Origin of the sequence: Pseudomonas syringae CC1557, assembly GCF_000452705.1 — a bacterium.
GTDB lineage: Bacteria > Pseudomonadota > Gammaproteobacteria > Pseudomonadales > Pseudomonadaceae > Aquipseudomonas > Aquipseudomonas syringae_F.
In genome coordinates, this window is record NZ_CP007014.1 from 5,635,001 (window position 1) to 5,649,537 (window position 14,537).

Genomic DNA, 14,537 nt, shown 5'->3' on the forward strand with positions numbered 1-14,537 from the left:
GATCGCTGACCCACTGGGCAGTCGTCCTGAATACCGTGACCTGACGGATCAGAGGGATCAGCTCGGCACGATGAGCAACGCGCAGATTGTTGCCGAGGAAGCGCGGATCGTCCGCCCACTGCGGATGACCCGCCACCTCGGCAAATTTCCTGAACTGACCGTCATTACCCACGGTGAGGATCAGGTCCCCGTCAGCCGTCGGGAAGCTCTGATAGGGCACGATATTCGGATGAGCATTACCGAGCCGCCCAGGTGATACGCCGGTAGTCAGGTAATTCATCGCCTGATTGGCCAGGCAGGCGACCTGTACATCCAGCAGGGCCATATCAATGCATTGCCCGATCCCGCTTTGATCGCGATGGGCCAGGGCAGCAAGAATCGCCGTCGTCGAATACAACCCGGTCAGAATATCGGTCAGCGCCACGCCGACTTTCACCGGGCCAGCCCCCTCTTCACCCTCCGGCAAACCGGTAAGGCTCATCAGGCCGCCAAGCGCCTGAATCATGAAGTCATACCCCGGACGCCTGGCATAAGGACCGCTTTGCCCGAACCCGGTGATGGAGCAATAGATAAGCCGCGGATTGATCACCTTCAGCGAGAGGTAATCCAGCCCATAGGCCGCCAACCCACCGACCTTGAAGTTTTCAATGACAATATCGGACTTCGCTGCCAGCTCCCTCACCAGCTTCTGCCCCTCAGGACGCGTGAAATCAATGGTGACTGACTGCTTATTGCGATTGGCCGACAGGTAATAGGCGGCCTCGGTGGTATCCCGCCCGGCTGCATCGCGCAGGAACGGCGGCCCCCACGCGCGAGTATCATCGCCGCAACCAGGACGCTCGACCTTGATCACGTCAGCCCCCAGATCCGCCAGTATCTGCCCGGCCCAGGGTCCGGCCAGCACTCGCGAGAGGTCCAGCACCCTGATGTGTGAAAGCGCGCCCATACCCAGCCCTCCTTAATAGAAAGCCTGAATACCGGTCTGCGCCCGCCCGAGGATCAACGCATGCACGTCATGCGTCCCTTCATAGGTATTCACAACTTCGAGGTTGACCAGATGCCTGGCGATGCCGAACTCGTCCGAGATGCCATTACCGCCCAGCATGTCGCGAGCCAGACGGGCGATATCCAGCGACTTGCCGCACGAGTTGCGCTTCATGATCGAAGTGATCTCGACCGCCGCCGTGCCTTCATCCTTCATGCGCCCCAATCGCAAGCAACCTTGCAGGGCCAGAGTAATCTCGGTCTGCATGTCCGCGAGCTTTTTCTGGATCAACTGATTGGCCGCCAGCGGGCGCCCGAACTGTTTGCGATCAAGGGTGTACTGCCGCGCGGTGTGCCAGCAGAACTCCGCAGCACCCAGCGCGCCCCAGGAAATGCCGTACCGCGCCGAATTGAGGCAGGTAAACGGGCCTTTGAGACCCCGCACGTCCGGGAAGATGTTCTCTTCCGGCACGAACACGTTGTCCATGACAATCTCGCCAGTGATCGACGCGCGCAGCCCGACCTTGCCATGAATGGCCGGCGCACTCAGCCCCGCCCAACCCTTCTCCAATACAAAACCACGGATATCTCCCGCATCATCCTTGGCCCATACGACAAATACGTCGGCAATCGGGCTGTTGGTGATCCACATCTTGCTGCCGCTCAAGCGATAGCCGCCCTCAACGCTTCGAGCACGGGTGATCATCGCACCCGGGTCGGAGCCATGGTCAGGCTCGGTCAGGCCGAAGCAGCCGATCCATTCGCCAGAAGCCAGTTTTGGCAGGTACTTCTCTTTCTGGGCCTGCGTACCGAACTCATTGATCGGCACCATCACCAGCGAGGACTGCACACTCATCATTGACCGATAGCCCGAATCGATACGCTCGACTTCACGAGCGATTAACCCGTAACACACGTAATTCAGACCACTGCCGCCGAACTCTTCCGGGATGGTCGCCCCCAGCAGCCCCACCTCGCCCATCTCGCGAAAGATGGCCGGGTCGGTTTTCTCGTGACGAAAGGCTTCAAGTACGCGCGGGGCCAGCTTGCTCTGGGCGAACTGCTCGGCAGTGTCGCGAACCATGCGCTCTTCTTCAGTGAGCTGCTGATCCAGCAACAATGGATCGATCCAGTTAAAGCTTGCCTTGCCGCCCATATTTGCTCCTCACGCCCGTTCGAAATGTTATGGACTGATCCTAGCCCCGGCTCAGCCCCTCGACAAACGAGGTTTTATCAACCTCTTGTGCTAATTTCTCACTTCGTGATCTTCAATACCGCACTACAACATAAGAACCAGTGAGAAGAAGGTATATGAGACGCAAGATACCCAGCACTACCGCGCTGGTGAGTTTCGAGGCCGCCGCGCGACACGAAAGCTTTACCAAAGCCGCCAATGAGCTGTCCCTGACGCAAGGCGCCATCTGCCGACAGATTGGCGGGCTGGAGGAGTACCTCGGCGTGGAACTGTTCCGACGTTCCCGAAGAGGCGTGAAGCTGACTGAAGCAGGCCTTTCCTACAGCCGTCGTGTTGCCCTGCAACTGGATGCCGTCGAGCGCGATACGCTATCGATCATGGGCCAGCAAGGTGCCAACGCTATCGAGCTGGCTGTGGTTCCCACGTTTGGCACGCAATGGTTATTGCCGCGTCTGAAAGACTTCCAGCTGAAGCATCCTGACGTCACGGTTCACCTGACCAATCGCACCAGGCCCTTCCTGTTCGCTGACACCCACTTCGATGCCGCCATCTATTTTGGCGATGCCGACTGGTCCGGCACCGAGTCGCATCGGTTGATGGGCGAGAACTCCATGCCGGTGTGCAGCCCGTCTTTGCTGAAAGGTCGAGACAGTCTGTCGGCAGGCGAACTGGCCGAGTTGCCGCTGCTGCAACAAACCACCCGTCCCTACGCCTGGCGCCAGTGGTTCAACGCGCAGGGCCTCGACGTGCCGCGCGACATGACCGGGCCTCGTTATGAGCTGTTTTCGATGCTGGCTCAGGCAGCCATGCACGAGATGGGTGTAGCACTGATTCCGCCCTTCCTTATCCAGCGCGAGCTGCATGAACAGCGCCTGGTGATTGCCAATACACGTTCGTTACCCAGCAACAAGGCTTACCACCTGATGATTCCCGAACGCAAAGTGGAGTCGGCGTCACTGACCGCGTTTCGAGACTGGCTGGTCGATCAGGCCCAAGATTACAGACTGCCTAAAAATAACGCCTGACCCTACTGAAAAGGTAGTGAAGCTAAAAATAACCCTACAGATATAACGTTATGTCGCTTTGAAATAACTCACAGAAAAAACCATGCCCCGGTTCATAACCCAATAAATACTAGGTAATTCGCAGGGTTTTCTCTGTTTTTCAGATTTCAGCCAAAAAATGTCTATCACCTGCTTTCCGTAATGAATATCCCCCTTACCCTTGCAAACAAAGGCTCATAGCGGTTATCTGCGACAATAGGTCACGGTGTGACTTGTAGTTACTCTATAGTTTTATTACAGGATGTATTGAAGCCCACAAACTTCGCCTGCAAAATGCTCCGCGCCCGCTTGAGCAGGCGTGCTGATTGGCCAAGCCAGCCGCACAAGCGGCAGTGCACTGGTATTTACCAACAATAAAAAAACCAACGATAAAAAATCGCGCAGGAGATTTGTCGTGCACATTGGTGTTCCCCTCGAAACCCAGACACGCGAAACCCGGGTGGCTGCCACGCCGGAAACCATCAAAAAGCTGATCAGCCAGGGACACAGCGTTACCGTACAAAGCGGAGCCGGGGTTCATGCCAGTTTTCCGGACAGCGCTTATGAAGCAGCAGGCGCGGCCATTGGCAGCGCGAACGAGGCGTACGCGAGTGAGGTGATCCTCAGAGTCGTGGCCCCGGACGATAACGAACTGGCCCTGATCAAGAGCGGCTCGGTGCTCATCGGCATGCTCAACCCGTTCAACAGCGAACTGATCAGCAAGATGGCCGAACGCGGCATTACCGCTTTCGCTCTGGAAGCGGCGCCGCGCACCTCTCGTGCGCAGAGCCTCGACGTGCTTTCCTCCCAAGCCAACATCGCGGGCTACAAGGCCGTATTACTCGCCGCGCATCACTACCCGCGCTTTATGCCAATGCTGATGACAGCGGCGGGCACCGTCAAAGCAGCACGCGTGCTGATTCTCGGTGCAGGCGTGGCCGGTCTGCAGGCGATTGCGACGGCTAAACGGCTCGGCGCGGTGGTCGAAGCGTCGGATGTGCGACCGGCCGTTAAAGAGCAGATCGAATCGCTGGGTGCCAAATTCATTGATGTTCCGTACGAGACCGATGAAGAGCGCGAGTGCGCCGAAGGTGTCGGCGGCTATGCGCGCCCGATGCCCGTCAGCTGGATGCAGCGCCAGGCCGCCGCCGTTCACGAGAAAGCCAGGCTGGCGGACATTGTGATCACCACTGCGCTCATCCCGGGCCGCAAGGCACCGGTTCTGCTCAGCGCCGAGACCGTGGCCCAGATGAAGCCCGGCTCGGTGGTGATCGACCTTGCGGCCGCACAAGGCGGCAACTGCCCGCTGACCGTTGCCGATCAGGTGATCGTCGAGCATGGCGTCACCCTCGTCGGGCACACCAATCTGCCCGCATTGGTTGCCGCCGATGCGTCTGCGCTCTACGCCCGCAACCTGCTGGATTTCATGAAGCTGCTGTTCGACAAGGACGGCATATTCTCGATCAACCTCGAAGACGACATCGTCGCCGCGTGCCTGATGTGCCGCGACGGACACGTCGTCCGCAAAAACGGCTGAGGACATACCCATGGAAGAGTTTATTTCCCCCGGCGTCTACAACCTGATCATTTTCGTACTGGCCATCTATGTCGGCTACCACGTGGTCTGGAACGTTACGCCCGCGCTGCACACCCCCCTGATGGCCGTTACCAATGCGATCTCCGCGATTGTGATCGTCGGTGCAATGCTTGCCGCCGCCCTGACTGTCACGCCTCTGGGCAAGACCATGGGCACATTGGCCGTCGCGCTGGCGGCAGTGAATGTATTTGGCGGATTTCTGGTCACTCGGCGAATGCTTGAGATGTTCAGGAAGAAGGCACCCAAAGCGAAAGACGAGGTGCCCAAGTCATGAGCATGAATCTGGTCACGCTGTTGTACCTGATCGCTTCGATCTGCTTCATTCAAGCGCTCAAGGGCTTGTCGCACCCGACCACCTCACGCCGCGGCAATCTGTTCGGCATGCTCGGTATGGGCCTGGCGGTCATCACCACGATCGGTCTGGTATTCAAGCTGGCGGCCCTGTCGACAGCGGAAGGTTCCAGCGCGGGCATCGGCTACATCGTGGTCGGTCTGCTGGTGGGCGGTACGGCGGGCTCGATCATGGCCAAGCGTGTCGAGATGACCAAGATGCCGGAGCTGGTGGCGTTCATGCACAGCATGATCGGTCTGGCAGCGGTGTTCATTGCCATCGCCGCCGTGGTCGAGCCGCAATCACTGGGCATCGTGCGCCACCTCGGCGACTCCATTCCGGCGGGCAATCGTCTCGAGCTGTTTCTTGGTGCCGCCATTGGCGCAATCACCTTCTCCGGTTCAGTGATCGCCTTCGGCAAGCTGTCGGGCAAGTACAAATTCCGCCTGTTCCAAGGCGCACCGGTACAGTTTCCGGGGCAGCATAAACTGAATCTGGTCCTGGGCCTTGCCACGCTGTTCTTCGGCCTGACCTTCATGTTCACCGGTAGCCTCCCCGCCTTTGCGATCATGTTGGCACTGGCTTTCGCGATTGGCATACTGCTGATCATTCCGATTGGCGGCGCCGACATGCCGGTCGTGGTCTCGATGCTCAACAGCTACTCAGGCTGGGCGGCGGCGGGTATCGGCTTTTCGCTGAACAATTCGATGCTGATCATTGCCGGTTCGCTGGTGGGTTCGTCGGGTGCGATCCTTTCTTACATCATGTGCAAGGCGATGAACCGCTCCTTCTTCAATGTGATCGGGGGCGGCTTCGGCGGCGCAACGGCGTCGGCAGGCCCGGCGGGGGCGAAGGAGGCACGCCCGGTGAAGTCCGGTTCGGCAGACGACGCAACCTTTCTCCTGACCAACGCCGACACGGTGATCATCGTGCCGGGTTATGGCCTGGCGGTGGCTCGCGCGCAGCATGCGCTCAAGGAGCTGACGGAAAAGCTGGTGCATCGCGGCGTCACTGTGAAGTACGCCATTCACCCGGTGGCTGGACGCATGCCGGGGCACATGAACGTCCTGCTGGCCGAAGCAGAAGTGCCCTACGATCAGGTGTTCGAGATGGACGACATCAACTCCGAATTCGGTCAGGCCGACGTGGTGCTGGTGCTCGGCGCCAATGACGTGGTCAACCCGGCGGCCAAGAACGATCCGAAGTCACCGATTGCCGGGATGCCGATTCTGGAAGCCTTCAAGGCTAGGACCATCATCGTCAACAAGCGCTCGATGGCCAGCGGTTACGCAGGGCTGGATAACGAGCTGTTCTATCTGGACAAGACCATGATGGTGTTCGGAGACGCCAAAAAGGTGATCGAGGACATGGTGAAGGCTGTCGAAAACACCTAGCCTGCTCTTGTGCAAGCCGAGCCCCGGCGTCCTGGACGAGCGGGGCTTTTTACATTTCATGCAACAGTGTTTTGTACTGAGAGCCGCCAATCAGAGCCCTCAAATGCGACCTTGGTAGCAGGACGAAGCCCGTCCAACGCTCTAGACTTGTCGCTTTGCTTCCAACCCCGAGACAGACCCCATGTACCGTGACCGTATCCGCCTGCCCTCCCTGATGAGCAAGGTTATGAGCGCAGCCGATGCTGCCGCCATGATTGAAGACGGCATGACCGTCGGCATGAGTGGCTTCACCCGCGCAGGTGAAGCCAAGGCCGTGCCCCATGCACTGGCTGAACGCGCCAAAGTGACGCCCCTGAAGATCAGCCTGATGACCGGCGCCAGCCTGGGCAATGACCTGGACAAGCAACTGACGGAGTCCGGCGTCCTGTCGCGGCGCATGCCCTTTCAGGTCGACAGCACGCTACGCAAGGCAATTAACAATGGCACGGTGATGTTCATCGACCAGCATCTGTCTGACACCGTGGAAATGCTGCGCAACCGGCAGATCAAAGCGGTGGACCTGGCAGTGATCGAATGCGTAGCGATCACCGAAGAAGGCCATCTGGTGCTCAGCACCTCCGTCGGCAACTCGGCCAGCTTCGCGATTCTCGCCAAACAGGTCATCGTGGAAATCAACCTGTCCCAGCCGCTGGAGCTGGAAGGCCTGCATGACATCTATATTCCCAGCTACCGCCCTACGCGTCTGCCGATCCCGGTGCTGGAAGCCGATTCACGCATCGGCAGCCATGCGGTGAAGATCGACCCGGCGAAGATCGTCGGCATCGTCATCAGCAATCAGCCAGACTCACCATCCACCGTCACGCCGCCAGACGCCGACACCCAGGCCATCGCCAACCATCTGGTGGAGTTCTTCAAGAACGAAGTGCGCGAAGACCGTCTCACCGACAAGCTGATGCCTCTGCAAGCGGGGATTGGCAACATCGCCAACGCAGTGATGCACGGCTTGCTGGCATCACCGTTCACCGACTTGACCATGTATTCCGAAGTGCTGCAGGACTCGACATTCGACCTGTTCGATGCTGGCAAACTGAGTTTCGCGTCGGGCAGCTCGATGACCCTGTCAGCGGCCAAACACGCGGAAGTCTTTGCCGACTTCAATCGCTACAAATCGAGGCTGGTGCTGCGCCCGCAGGAGATTTCCAATCATCCGGAGGTCATCCGTCGCCTGGGGATCATTGGCATCAATACCGCGCTGGAATTCGACCTGTATGGCAACGTGAACTCTACCCACATTTGCGGCACGCGAATGATGAACGGTATCGGTGGCTCCGGGGACTTCTCACGCAACGCGCATTTGGCGATCTTCGTCACCAAATCGATAGCGAAGGGCGGCGCGATTTCCAGCGTTGTGCCCATGGTCAGTCATGTCGACCACACCGAGCATGACGTCGACATTCTGGTCACCGAACAGGGCCTGGCTGATTTACGTGGTTTGGCACCCCGCGAACGCGCGCGGGTGATCATCGATAACTGCGTTCATCCGTCCTATCGAGACGCCCTGAACGCCTATTTCAATGCCGCCTGCGCGATCGGCGGGCACACGCCGCACATCCTTCGCGAAGCACTGAGTTGGCACATCAACCTGGAAGAAACCGGGCGGATGCTGGCTGACTGAACAGGACAGTTGGAAGTGAACACAACCCTTTCTGTTTAACTGTCAGCGTTGGCTGATCGGCATTTCAAAAAACTGTACTGCTGTACCGGTCGCAAAACAGCCTAAAACTGCGAAAAACACCACAATCGAGCACAAAACGCACCACAAAAGTGCTGACCGGTACAGTTGCCCCATTTATGAACAAAACAGTGGCCGATCACAGTTAACTGAACCCTCACAATACAGATGAACTGTGCCTATGGAAGCTGTACACGAGCGAGGAGAATGGGCACCAGTCAAGCAACTCACTAATCCCGCCACAAGCGGAAGGAAGTCACACCATGGAACGTACACTCAGTTCCGATCTGTTCAGCGAAAGCACCGTCAACACCGCAAAATCTTCTCTGCCTCTGCGCGCATTCGCCAACCTGATGCTCTGGCAGCGTCGTCTGTCCAGCCGCCATCAACTGGCCCGTCTGGATGCACGCTTGCTGGCTGACGCCGGTATCAGCGAATCCCAGCGTTATGAAGAGCTGAGCAAGCCGTTCTGGCGCTAATTTAGCGCTCGCTGGTCACAAGCCCAAAGGCTTCCCGCCAGCAACCCGAATTGCTTTATACAAGACCCGTCTCAGGCAACCGAGACGGGTTTTGTCGTTCCTGGGTGAGGCTTTTGCTGTGCCTAGCCAAAGCAGTACAGTTATCCTTGTTTTAAAAATCAGCAGCACAGTTACGGGTTAGCAGTAACCAATTTACTTTCCCTATACTCAGTCATCATGACAGCGCTCTGCCGGTGGGATAGTCTAGCGCTCTACATCAGCCCTTTGGCTTCGCAAGCAGCCTGTGCCCCTTTGTCTCCAAGATGGAATTCAATCATGTCTCTGCTCCGTACCCTTGGCGCTGCCTTCCTGTTGACCGCTGCAGCAGGCGCCAATGCCTCCAGCTTTATTGTGACCACTGATGCTGTGGTCGATGCAGTCAACGCTTCTACCCGTGCCACGTCCAATGTGTCTTCGTCCCTGAAGGACGACAAAATCGTCCTCGCTGCACGTGATGATGCGGCCAGTTTTGTCGCCAGCTCCGGCGAGATCCGCAGCGCTCGTCTGGAAGGTGCCTTGCAGCACATCCGTCAGCAACTGCCGGAACTGCAAGCAACCGACGGTCAACTGGCTCAGGCCATCCTGGCCATCTGATACGTTGCACCCCGGCAACGCGCCGGGGTAGCTCTGGCTAGAGCATTGCGCTAGCCTTGACGCCTGTTTTGCCGGTTTGTGAAAGCCATGCGTTTATTGCACCTTCTGCTTGTCGCACCCTTTGCCAGCCTGATGCTCCTCGGTCAGGCGCAAGCGTTCGATACGACCACACAAGGCCTGGTCAAGACCGGCTACGTTACCAGTCAGGTCACAACAGCACCTTTCGACAACAAGCTGATCATGGCGGCGAGGGACGACGCTGCGGCCTTCATTGCCAGCGACGGACACCTGCGCGGTGCACGACTTGAATCAGCCTTGCACGCCTTGCGTCAGGCAGATGTGAAACTTCATGCCAGCGACCTTGAACTGGCGCAGGCAATCCTCGTCCAATAGCCACTTTCCCCTTTTTGCGTACTGGAGACGTTACTAAATGCGTACCCCGCTGATTGCTGCTTCCCTCGGCCTGCTGTTGCTGGCCGACTTTGCCCAGGCACAGACTGTTGTGGCCACGAGCAACATCATCGTTCGCGCGTTCGGCCGTACTATCGACTTCACTTCGGACACTACCACCTCGATTCGTGACTCCAAGGTCGTGATTCAGGCCAAGGACGATGCTGCCAGCTACGTCGCCAGCGGTGGCGATATCCACGGTGCCCAGCTCGATGCGGCTTTCGACACACTGCGCACCCGCTTGCCGGAAGCACGCGGTGCCAGCGATCAGACCCTGGCTGAAGCAATCCTCGCATTGTGAGGAAACTTCGCGCCTGGCTGCTTGCTGGCGCGCTGTCGCTGGTGGGGACGCATGCCTTTGCCAGCCTGACACTGGAACTGCACACTGACGGCCTCGACGCCGCTCAACAACACGCCAGCCAGACGCTGCTCGACGAAGCCATGCGTGCGCTACCGCCGAGTTTCGTCGAGGCCCTGGACCGAAAGGTTGAAGTAAGTTGGTCCAGTGACATGCCGCAAAATGCCTACGGGCAGGCTGCCGGTCCTTATCAGTTGTATCTCAACAGCCACTTGCTCGCCTCCCTGACGGATGGCTCGGCAGCCACCGCAGAGACCGGCCGGCCGCACGGTACCGTGCGCCGGGAACTGCTGGCCACTGTTCTGCATGAGCTGACCCATGTGTATGACCGCGCCCGTTTGTGGTCGGCCACCGAGCGGGCGACCCTCTTCCGCTGCTCGTCGCGCAACAGCTCGCTGGGCAAAGTCGGCCTGCCCGACGATTGCCGCGGTCAGACCGAGCGACGCTTTACCCTGAGTGACGACCCGCGCCTGCTGGACCTCGCAGGCTGGCAGCAATACGTCGGACGTCGTGGCGAACGCGAGGAGCACAACGGCCAGGTCGCGCGCAGCCCGGACATCTACGAAACCACCAGCCCGTTGGAGTTCGTGGCGGTCAACATGGAGTATTTCCTGCTCGACCCGGCCTACGCCTGCCGTCGCCCTGCGCTGTACGCCTATTACAAGGAGCGTTTCGGCTGGGCACCCGCCGCACGCGCTGAATGCCCAACGTATTATCCTTACCTGAATGCGGGCAGCGACTTCGGCCGCGAGCCGCTGGGCAAGCTGGACCCCGAGCGGGTCTATGCGGTCGACTACCTGCTGGCCGAAGCGAATCAAAATTGGGCCAGCCGTTGGGGCCACAGCATGCTGCGTCTGGTCATCTGCAAACCCGGTCGCCCGCGTGGCCCGGATTGCCGTCTCGACCTGGATCAGCATCTGGTCCTGTCGTACCGGGCGTTTGTCGGTGATGTCCAGCTCTCCAGCTGGGACGGACTGATGGGCGCTTACCCGTCACGCCTGTTCGTGCTGCCGCTGGCTCAAGTCATCGACGAATACACCAAGACCGAACTGCGCAGCCTGGCGTCAGTGCCGATCAAGCTGTCGCGCCCGGAAATCGAAGGGCTGGTTCAGCATGCTGCCGAGATGCACTGGAGCTACGACGGCAACTATTACTTCCTGTCCAACAACTGTGCCGTTGAAAACCTCAAACTGCTGCGCAGCGGCACCCATAACCCCAAGCTGATCGGTCTGGACAGCATCTTGCCGAACGGCCTGCTTGAGGTCCTGAAAGGCCGAGGTCTGGCGGACACCAGCGTGCTGGACGATCCCAAGGAAGCGCTACGCCTGGGCTACCGATTCGACTCTTACCGTGATCGCTATCAGGCCATGTTCGAAGTGCTGAAAAAGCACCTGCCGATCAAGCAGAACACCGTGGAAGAGTGGATGGCCCTGCCAGCCAGTGAGCGTAGTCAGTGGTTCGGCAAGGCGGACCTGCGCACCAGCGCTGCGATTCTACTGCTCGAGCAGGCCAGCCTGCGTCGGCAATTGCTGCTGGCCCAGGACGAAGTGAAACAGAGCTATCTTGGCGCGCGGGAGTTGAAAGACGGCAAGGTGTCCAAGGCCACCACGACGCTGCAGGAGATCCTCGCCAGCAGCGGGTTCCTCAGTCGTCCCGCTGAACTGCTGGGCAGCGGCGGTTATGGCTTGCCGCAGGCCAATGAGTGGCAACGGCTTGAGGCAGAAAGCAGCCAGCGTCAGAAGCAGCTCAAGCGTCTGACGGGCGACCTCGACAAAGAGGTTCGCGCCCTGCTGGAGCCAGCTCGCGCCCGAGAAATTGCTGCGAATGAAGCCAATCTCAAACAGATGGGCGACCATCTCCGCGCACTGCACAAGGCAGCAGGCGGGCTGGAACTGCCTTGATCAGGCCGTCGTCTTTTTCGGCTTAAGGTATTTGGTGAGACCTTGGAACCAGATCACCAGGGCCGGGCTGCCCTTGATCTGGATGTCCTTGTCCTGAATGCCTCTCATGAACGCCAACTGCTTGTTTTTGGCTTGAAGCGTGACAAACCCGAACGAAGCATCACGAAACGAAATGGCGAACGCAGGCTCTGCAACCAGACCGCTTGCACTGCTGATACGCTCGTCCTGAACTACAAAATGGCGCGCAATCTTGCCATCTGCGGTCTGCAACTGAAAGGTCAGGTTCTTGCCCGTCAACTGCTGCTGAAAAGCAGGATTGTTACGACTGGCGCGGGTCATCAGCAAACCCAGCATCCAAAGAAGAAAACGAAATTTCATACGCAGCCTCGAAGCGATCTCGATCCGCCAATGGGATCGGGGTGGCAGTGTAACGGGTTACCCATTTAAATCCTGTAGGAAAACTCCTATTTCGAAGGAGATCGACACCATATACCCCAGAAACCAAAACGGGCACTCGTCTATGGAGTGCCCGTGCCTGGTTGCTCGCCTCCCGCCGAGGCGCGCAACGGGTATCAAGGGTTGACGCTGTCTTTCAGAGCTTTCCCCGGCTTGAAGGCAACCGTGTTGCTTGCCTTGATTTTTACCGGCTCACCGGTCTGTGGGTTTTTGCCAGTCCGTGCGCCGCGATGGCGTTGCAGAAAAGTCCCGAAACCTACCAGCGTGACACTGTCCTTGCGGCTCAGTGCGTCAGTAATGTGTTCAAGGATGGCATTGAGGACGCGAGCGGATTTTTCCTGGGTGAGATCCGCCTTTTCAGCAATGGCGGCAACAACTTCTGGTTTACGCATATGAAGCCTCTTTTACGGTTTTTGTTTTTATGTCCCGCGCCGCTTGTGACAAACGGCAACAAGGCGCCGCGACGGCTCTACGTTGCGGCAGACGAGTTCGAGGATGGCATGCCGAAGCTACCCGCGCCAGTCCGTGAACAGGCTTTATTGGCAGCAATATGACAACTATCCGACAAAATGCTGCGAAATCAGGTCAATAACGCAGGTAACACCTTATTCAGCGCGAGTTTCTCCATGACGGCAGATCCTGTCAGCGCATAGCCCAGCAGATTGCCTTCAGCGTCGTGACACAGCGCCTTGATGTCGGCCCCCTGCCCCTCAACGCTCCAGCGCCCATCTGCTCCACGCGGCGGTGGCGAAACCACCAGCGGGCACGCCGGTGTTTTCACCGTGATCGGCATGGGACCGTATTTCACCGCTGTCGGTGTTCCCGCCAGGGTCTGGGCCAGAGCACGTGCACAACTCATCAGCGGCATGACGTACAACAGGTTCAGGCCGTCGACCTCGGCACAGTCGCCCAAGGCATGGATGTTGGCGTGCGAGGTTTGCAACTGACGGTCGACGAGAATGCCGCGGCCGGTCTGCAAGCCCGCTGCGGCAGCCAGCTCGATCCTGGGCCGCAGACCTATGGCTGATACCACCAGGTCGCACGCAATGATCTGCCCGTCGGACAGCTGCGCCTGCAGACCTTCATCGCTACGCTGCAACCGGGTCAGCACGGGGCCCAGATGGAAACGTGCACCTATGTTTTCGAGCCCGGCCCTTACCGCAACCGCAGCGGCCTCCGGCAACAGGGTAGGCATGACCTGCTCGCACGGCGCGACCAGATCCACTTCGTAACCGCCCAGAATCAGGTCGTTGGCAAACTCGCAGCCGATCAGCCCGGCCCCCAGAATCAGAACCCGTCGTTTGCCGGCCGCAGCGGCCCGGAAACGCGCGTAGTCCTGAAGGTCGTTGATCGGGAAGACCGCATCGCTGGCGTCACCCTCGACGGGCACACGGATGGTCTCGGCGCCCCAGGCCAGCACCAGGTCGCGATAGTGGACAGCTTCTTCGCCAATCCACAGACGCTTGTGGCCAGGGTCTATGCCACTGATCCGCGTATGGGTGCGTACCTCTGCCTTGAGCTGGTCAGCCATTGCACCTGGCTCGGCCATGCTCAGGGCATCGGCTTCCTTGTTCTTGCCAAAGCCGGTCGACAACATCGGCTTGGAATAAGAGCGGCCATCGTCGGCCGTGATCAGTAGCAGCGGGGTCTCGCTGTCCAGCTTGCGAAACTCCCGAGCGAGGTTATAGCCCGCCAGGCCAGTACCGATGATGACGACAGGTGCACTCATGGTTATTTCCAGCTCGTGGTTGTTGACCTGAGGAATCAGGCAATTTCGATCATTTCGAAGTCCATCTTGCCGACGCCGCAGTCCGGGCACAGCCAGTCTTCAGGGACGTCCTGCCAGAGCGTACCGGCGGCGATTCCGTCATCCGGCCAGCCGTCGGCTTCGTTGTAGATAAGGCCGCAGACGATGCATTGCCACTTCTTCATGTTCGGTTCTCTCGATGGTCAGGCTAAATAGAGTTCAGCGGTCGATTGCCGC

General features: G+C 58.8%; 16 protein-coding genes (1 of these 16 cut by a window edge). 10 read left to right on the forward strand and 6 right to left on the reverse strand.

The window, feature by feature from the left end:
• Positions 1-946 carry the 5' portion of a CaiB/BaiF CoA transferase family protein gene (locus tag N018_RS24820; RefSeq protein WP_025391024.1) on the reverse strand. The gene continues 275 nt to the left of window position 1, outside the view, so only the first 946 of its 1,221 coding nucleotides appear in the window; the start codon lies at positions 944-946; its stop codon lies beyond the left edge, outside the window.
• 12 nt (positions 947-958) lie between these two features.
• On the reverse strand, positions 959-2,140 hold the full coding sequence (locus N018_RS24825) for an acyl-CoA dehydrogenase (RefSeq protein WP_025391025.1): 1,182 nt from the start codon (positions 2,138-2,140) through the stop codon (positions 959-961).
• Positions 2,141-2,295: 155 nt separating this feature from the next.
• On the opposite strand from N018_RS24825, the gene N018_RS24830 reads away from it, so the two are divergent.
• The 10 genes from N018_RS24830 to N018_RS24875 all read left to right on the forward strand — a co-directional run bounded on the left by N018_RS24830 (position 2,296) and on the right by N018_RS24875 (position 12,097).
• On the forward strand, positions 2,296-3,204 hold the full coding sequence (locus N018_RS24830) for a LysR family transcriptional regulator (RefSeq protein ID WP_025391026.1): 909 nt from the start codon (positions 2,296-2,298) through the stop codon (positions 3,202-3,204).
• A gap of 433 nt (positions 3,205-3,637) precedes the next feature.
• Entirely contained in the window at positions 3,638-4,759 is a 1,122-nt protein-coding gene (locus tag N018_RS24835; protein ID WP_025391027.1) for a Re/Si-specific NAD(P)(+) transhydrogenase subunit alpha, read from the forward strand.
• Positions 4,760-4,769: 10 nt separating this feature from the next.
• Positions 4,770-5,093, forward strand: coding sequence for an NAD(P) transhydrogenase subunit alpha (locus N018_RS24840; protein ID WP_025391028.1), 324 nt, complete (start codon positions 4,770-4,772; stop codon positions 5,091-5,093).
• Positions 5,090-6,544: an NAD(P)(+) transhydrogenase (Re/Si-specific) subunit beta gene (locus N018_RS24845; RefSeq protein ID WP_025391029.1), complete on the forward strand. Its 1,455-nt coding sequence runs from the start codon at positions 5,090-5,092 to the stop codon at positions 6,542-6,544. The genes N018_RS24840 and N018_RS24845 overlap by 4 nt, the downstream gene beginning before the upstream one ends.
• A gap of 181 nt (positions 6,545-6,725) precedes the next feature.
• The gene (locus tag N018_RS24850) at positions 6,726-8,219 is read left to right on the forward strand and encodes an acetyl-CoA hydrolase/transferase family protein (protein ID WP_024644677.1); all 1,494 of its coding nucleotides are present in this window, start codon (positions 6,726-6,728) and stop codon (positions 8,217-8,219) included.
• A gap of 320 nt (positions 8,220-8,539) precedes the next feature.
• Positions 8,540-8,755: a DUF1127 domain-containing protein gene (locus N018_RS24855; RefSeq protein ID WP_024644676.1), complete on the forward strand. Its 216-nt coding sequence runs from the start codon at positions 8,540-8,542 to the stop codon at positions 8,753-8,755.
• Between the two features lie 315 nt (positions 8,756-9,070).
• A complete protein-coding gene (locus N018_RS24860) occupies positions 9,071-9,388 on the forward strand; it encodes a DUF2388 domain-containing protein (protein ID WP_024644675.1) in 318 nt (105 codons plus the stop codon).
• An 87-nt stretch (positions 9,389-9,475) separates the two neighbouring features.
• Positions 9,476-9,781, forward strand: a complete 306-nt coding sequence (locus N018_RS24865) for a DUF2388 domain-containing protein (RefSeq protein ID WP_024644674.1) — start codon at positions 9,476-9,478, stop codon at positions 9,779-9,781.
• 37 nt (positions 9,782-9,818) lie between these two features.
• Complete coding sequence (locus N018_RS24870; protein WP_024644673.1) at positions 9,819-10,139, forward strand: DUF2388 domain-containing protein; 321 nt, start codon at positions 9,819-9,821, stop codon at positions 10,137-10,139.
• Entirely contained in the window at positions 10,136-12,097 is a 1,962-nt protein-coding gene (locus tag N018_RS24875) for a DUF7844 domain-containing protein (protein WP_024644672.1), read from the forward strand. Before N018_RS24870 ends, N018_RS24875 begins: the two co-directional genes overlap by 4 nt.
• Here the strand turns inward: N018_RS24875 and N018_RS24880 are convergent, their stop codons facing one another.
• The 4 genes from N018_RS24880 to N018_RS24895 form a co-directional block, all read right to left on the reverse strand.
• Positions 12,098-12,475 (reverse strand): hypothetical protein, encoded by a 378-nt coding sequence (locus N018_RS24880; RefSeq protein WP_024644671.1) that lies wholly within the window; start codon positions 12,473-12,475, stop codon positions 12,098-12,100.
• Positions 12,476-12,669: 194 nt separating this feature from the next.
• Positions 12,670-12,945, reverse strand: coding sequence for an HU family DNA-binding protein (locus N018_RS24885; RefSeq protein ID WP_024644670.1), 276 nt, complete (start codon positions 12,943-12,945; stop codon positions 12,670-12,672).
• A 188-nt stretch (positions 12,946-13,133) separates the two neighbouring features.
• Positions 13,134-14,282, reverse strand: a complete 1,149-nt coding sequence (locus N018_RS24890) for an NAD(P)/FAD-dependent oxidoreductase (protein ID WP_025391030.1) — start codon at positions 14,280-14,282, stop codon at positions 13,134-13,136.
• Positions 14,283-14,317: 35 nt separating this feature from the next.
• Positions 14,318-14,485 carry a rubredoxin gene (locus tag N018_RS24895; RefSeq protein WP_003383136.1) on the reverse strand — a complete coding sequence of 56 codons (168 nt, stop codon included), beginning with the start codon at positions 14,483-14,485 and terminating at the stop codon, positions 14,318-14,320.
• Between the last annotated feature and the right edge of the window lie 52 nt (positions 14,486-14,537).

Excerpts from the sequence above, each read along its gene's own strand:
- N018_RS24855 (WP_024644676.1), top strand. The coding sequence starts at position 8,540 with ATGGAACGTACACTCAGTTCCGATCTGTTCAGCGAAAGCACCGTCAAC.
- N018_RS24825 (WP_025391025.1), bottom strand. The coding sequence starts at position 2,140 with ATGGGCGGCAAGGCAAGCTTTAACTGGATCGATCCATTGTTGCTGGAT.
- N018_RS24850 (WP_024644677.1), top strand. The coding sequence starts at position 6,726 with ATGTACCGTGACCGTATCCGCCTGCCCTCCCTGATGAGCAAGGTTATG.
- N018_RS24845 (WP_025391029.1), top strand. The coding sequence starts at position 5,090 with ATGAGCATGAATCTGGTCACGCTGTTGTACCTGATCGCTTCGATCTGC.
- N018_RS24865 (WP_024644674.1), top strand. The coding sequence starts at position 9,476 with ATGCGTTTATTGCACCTTCTGCTTGTCGCACCCTTTGCCAGCCTGATG.
- N018_RS24880 (WP_024644671.1), bottom strand. The coding sequence starts at position 12,475 with ATGAAATTTCGTTTTCTTCTTTGGATGCTGGGTTTGCTGATGACCCGC.
- N018_RS24885 (WP_024644670.1), bottom strand. The coding sequence starts at position 12,945 with ATGCGTAAACCAGAAGTTGTTGCCGCCATTGCTGAAAAGGCGGATCTC.
- N018_RS24830 (WP_025391026.1), top strand. The coding sequence starts at position 2,296 with ATGAGACGCAAGATACCCAGCACTACCGCGCTGGTGAGTTTCGAGGCC.
- N018_RS24890 (WP_025391030.1), bottom strand. The coding sequence starts at position 14,282 with ATGAGTGCACCTGTCGTCATCATCGGTACTGGCCTGGCGGGCTATAAC.
- N018_RS24895 (WP_003383136.1), bottom strand. The coding sequence starts at position 14,485 with ATGAAGAAGTGGCAATGCATCGTCTGCGGCCTTATCTACAACGAAGCC.
- N018_RS24860 (WP_024644675.1), top strand. The coding sequence starts at position 9,071 with ATGTCTCTGCTCCGTACCCTTGGCGCTGCCTTCCTGTTGACCGCTGCA.
- N018_RS24870 (WP_024644673.1), top strand. The coding sequence starts at position 9,819 with ATGCGTACCCCGCTGATTGCTGCTTCCCTCGGCCTGCTGTTGCTGGCC.
- N018_RS24840 (WP_025391028.1), top strand. The coding sequence starts at position 4,770 with ATGGAAGAGTTTATTTCCCCCGGCGTCTACAACCTGATCATTTTCGTA.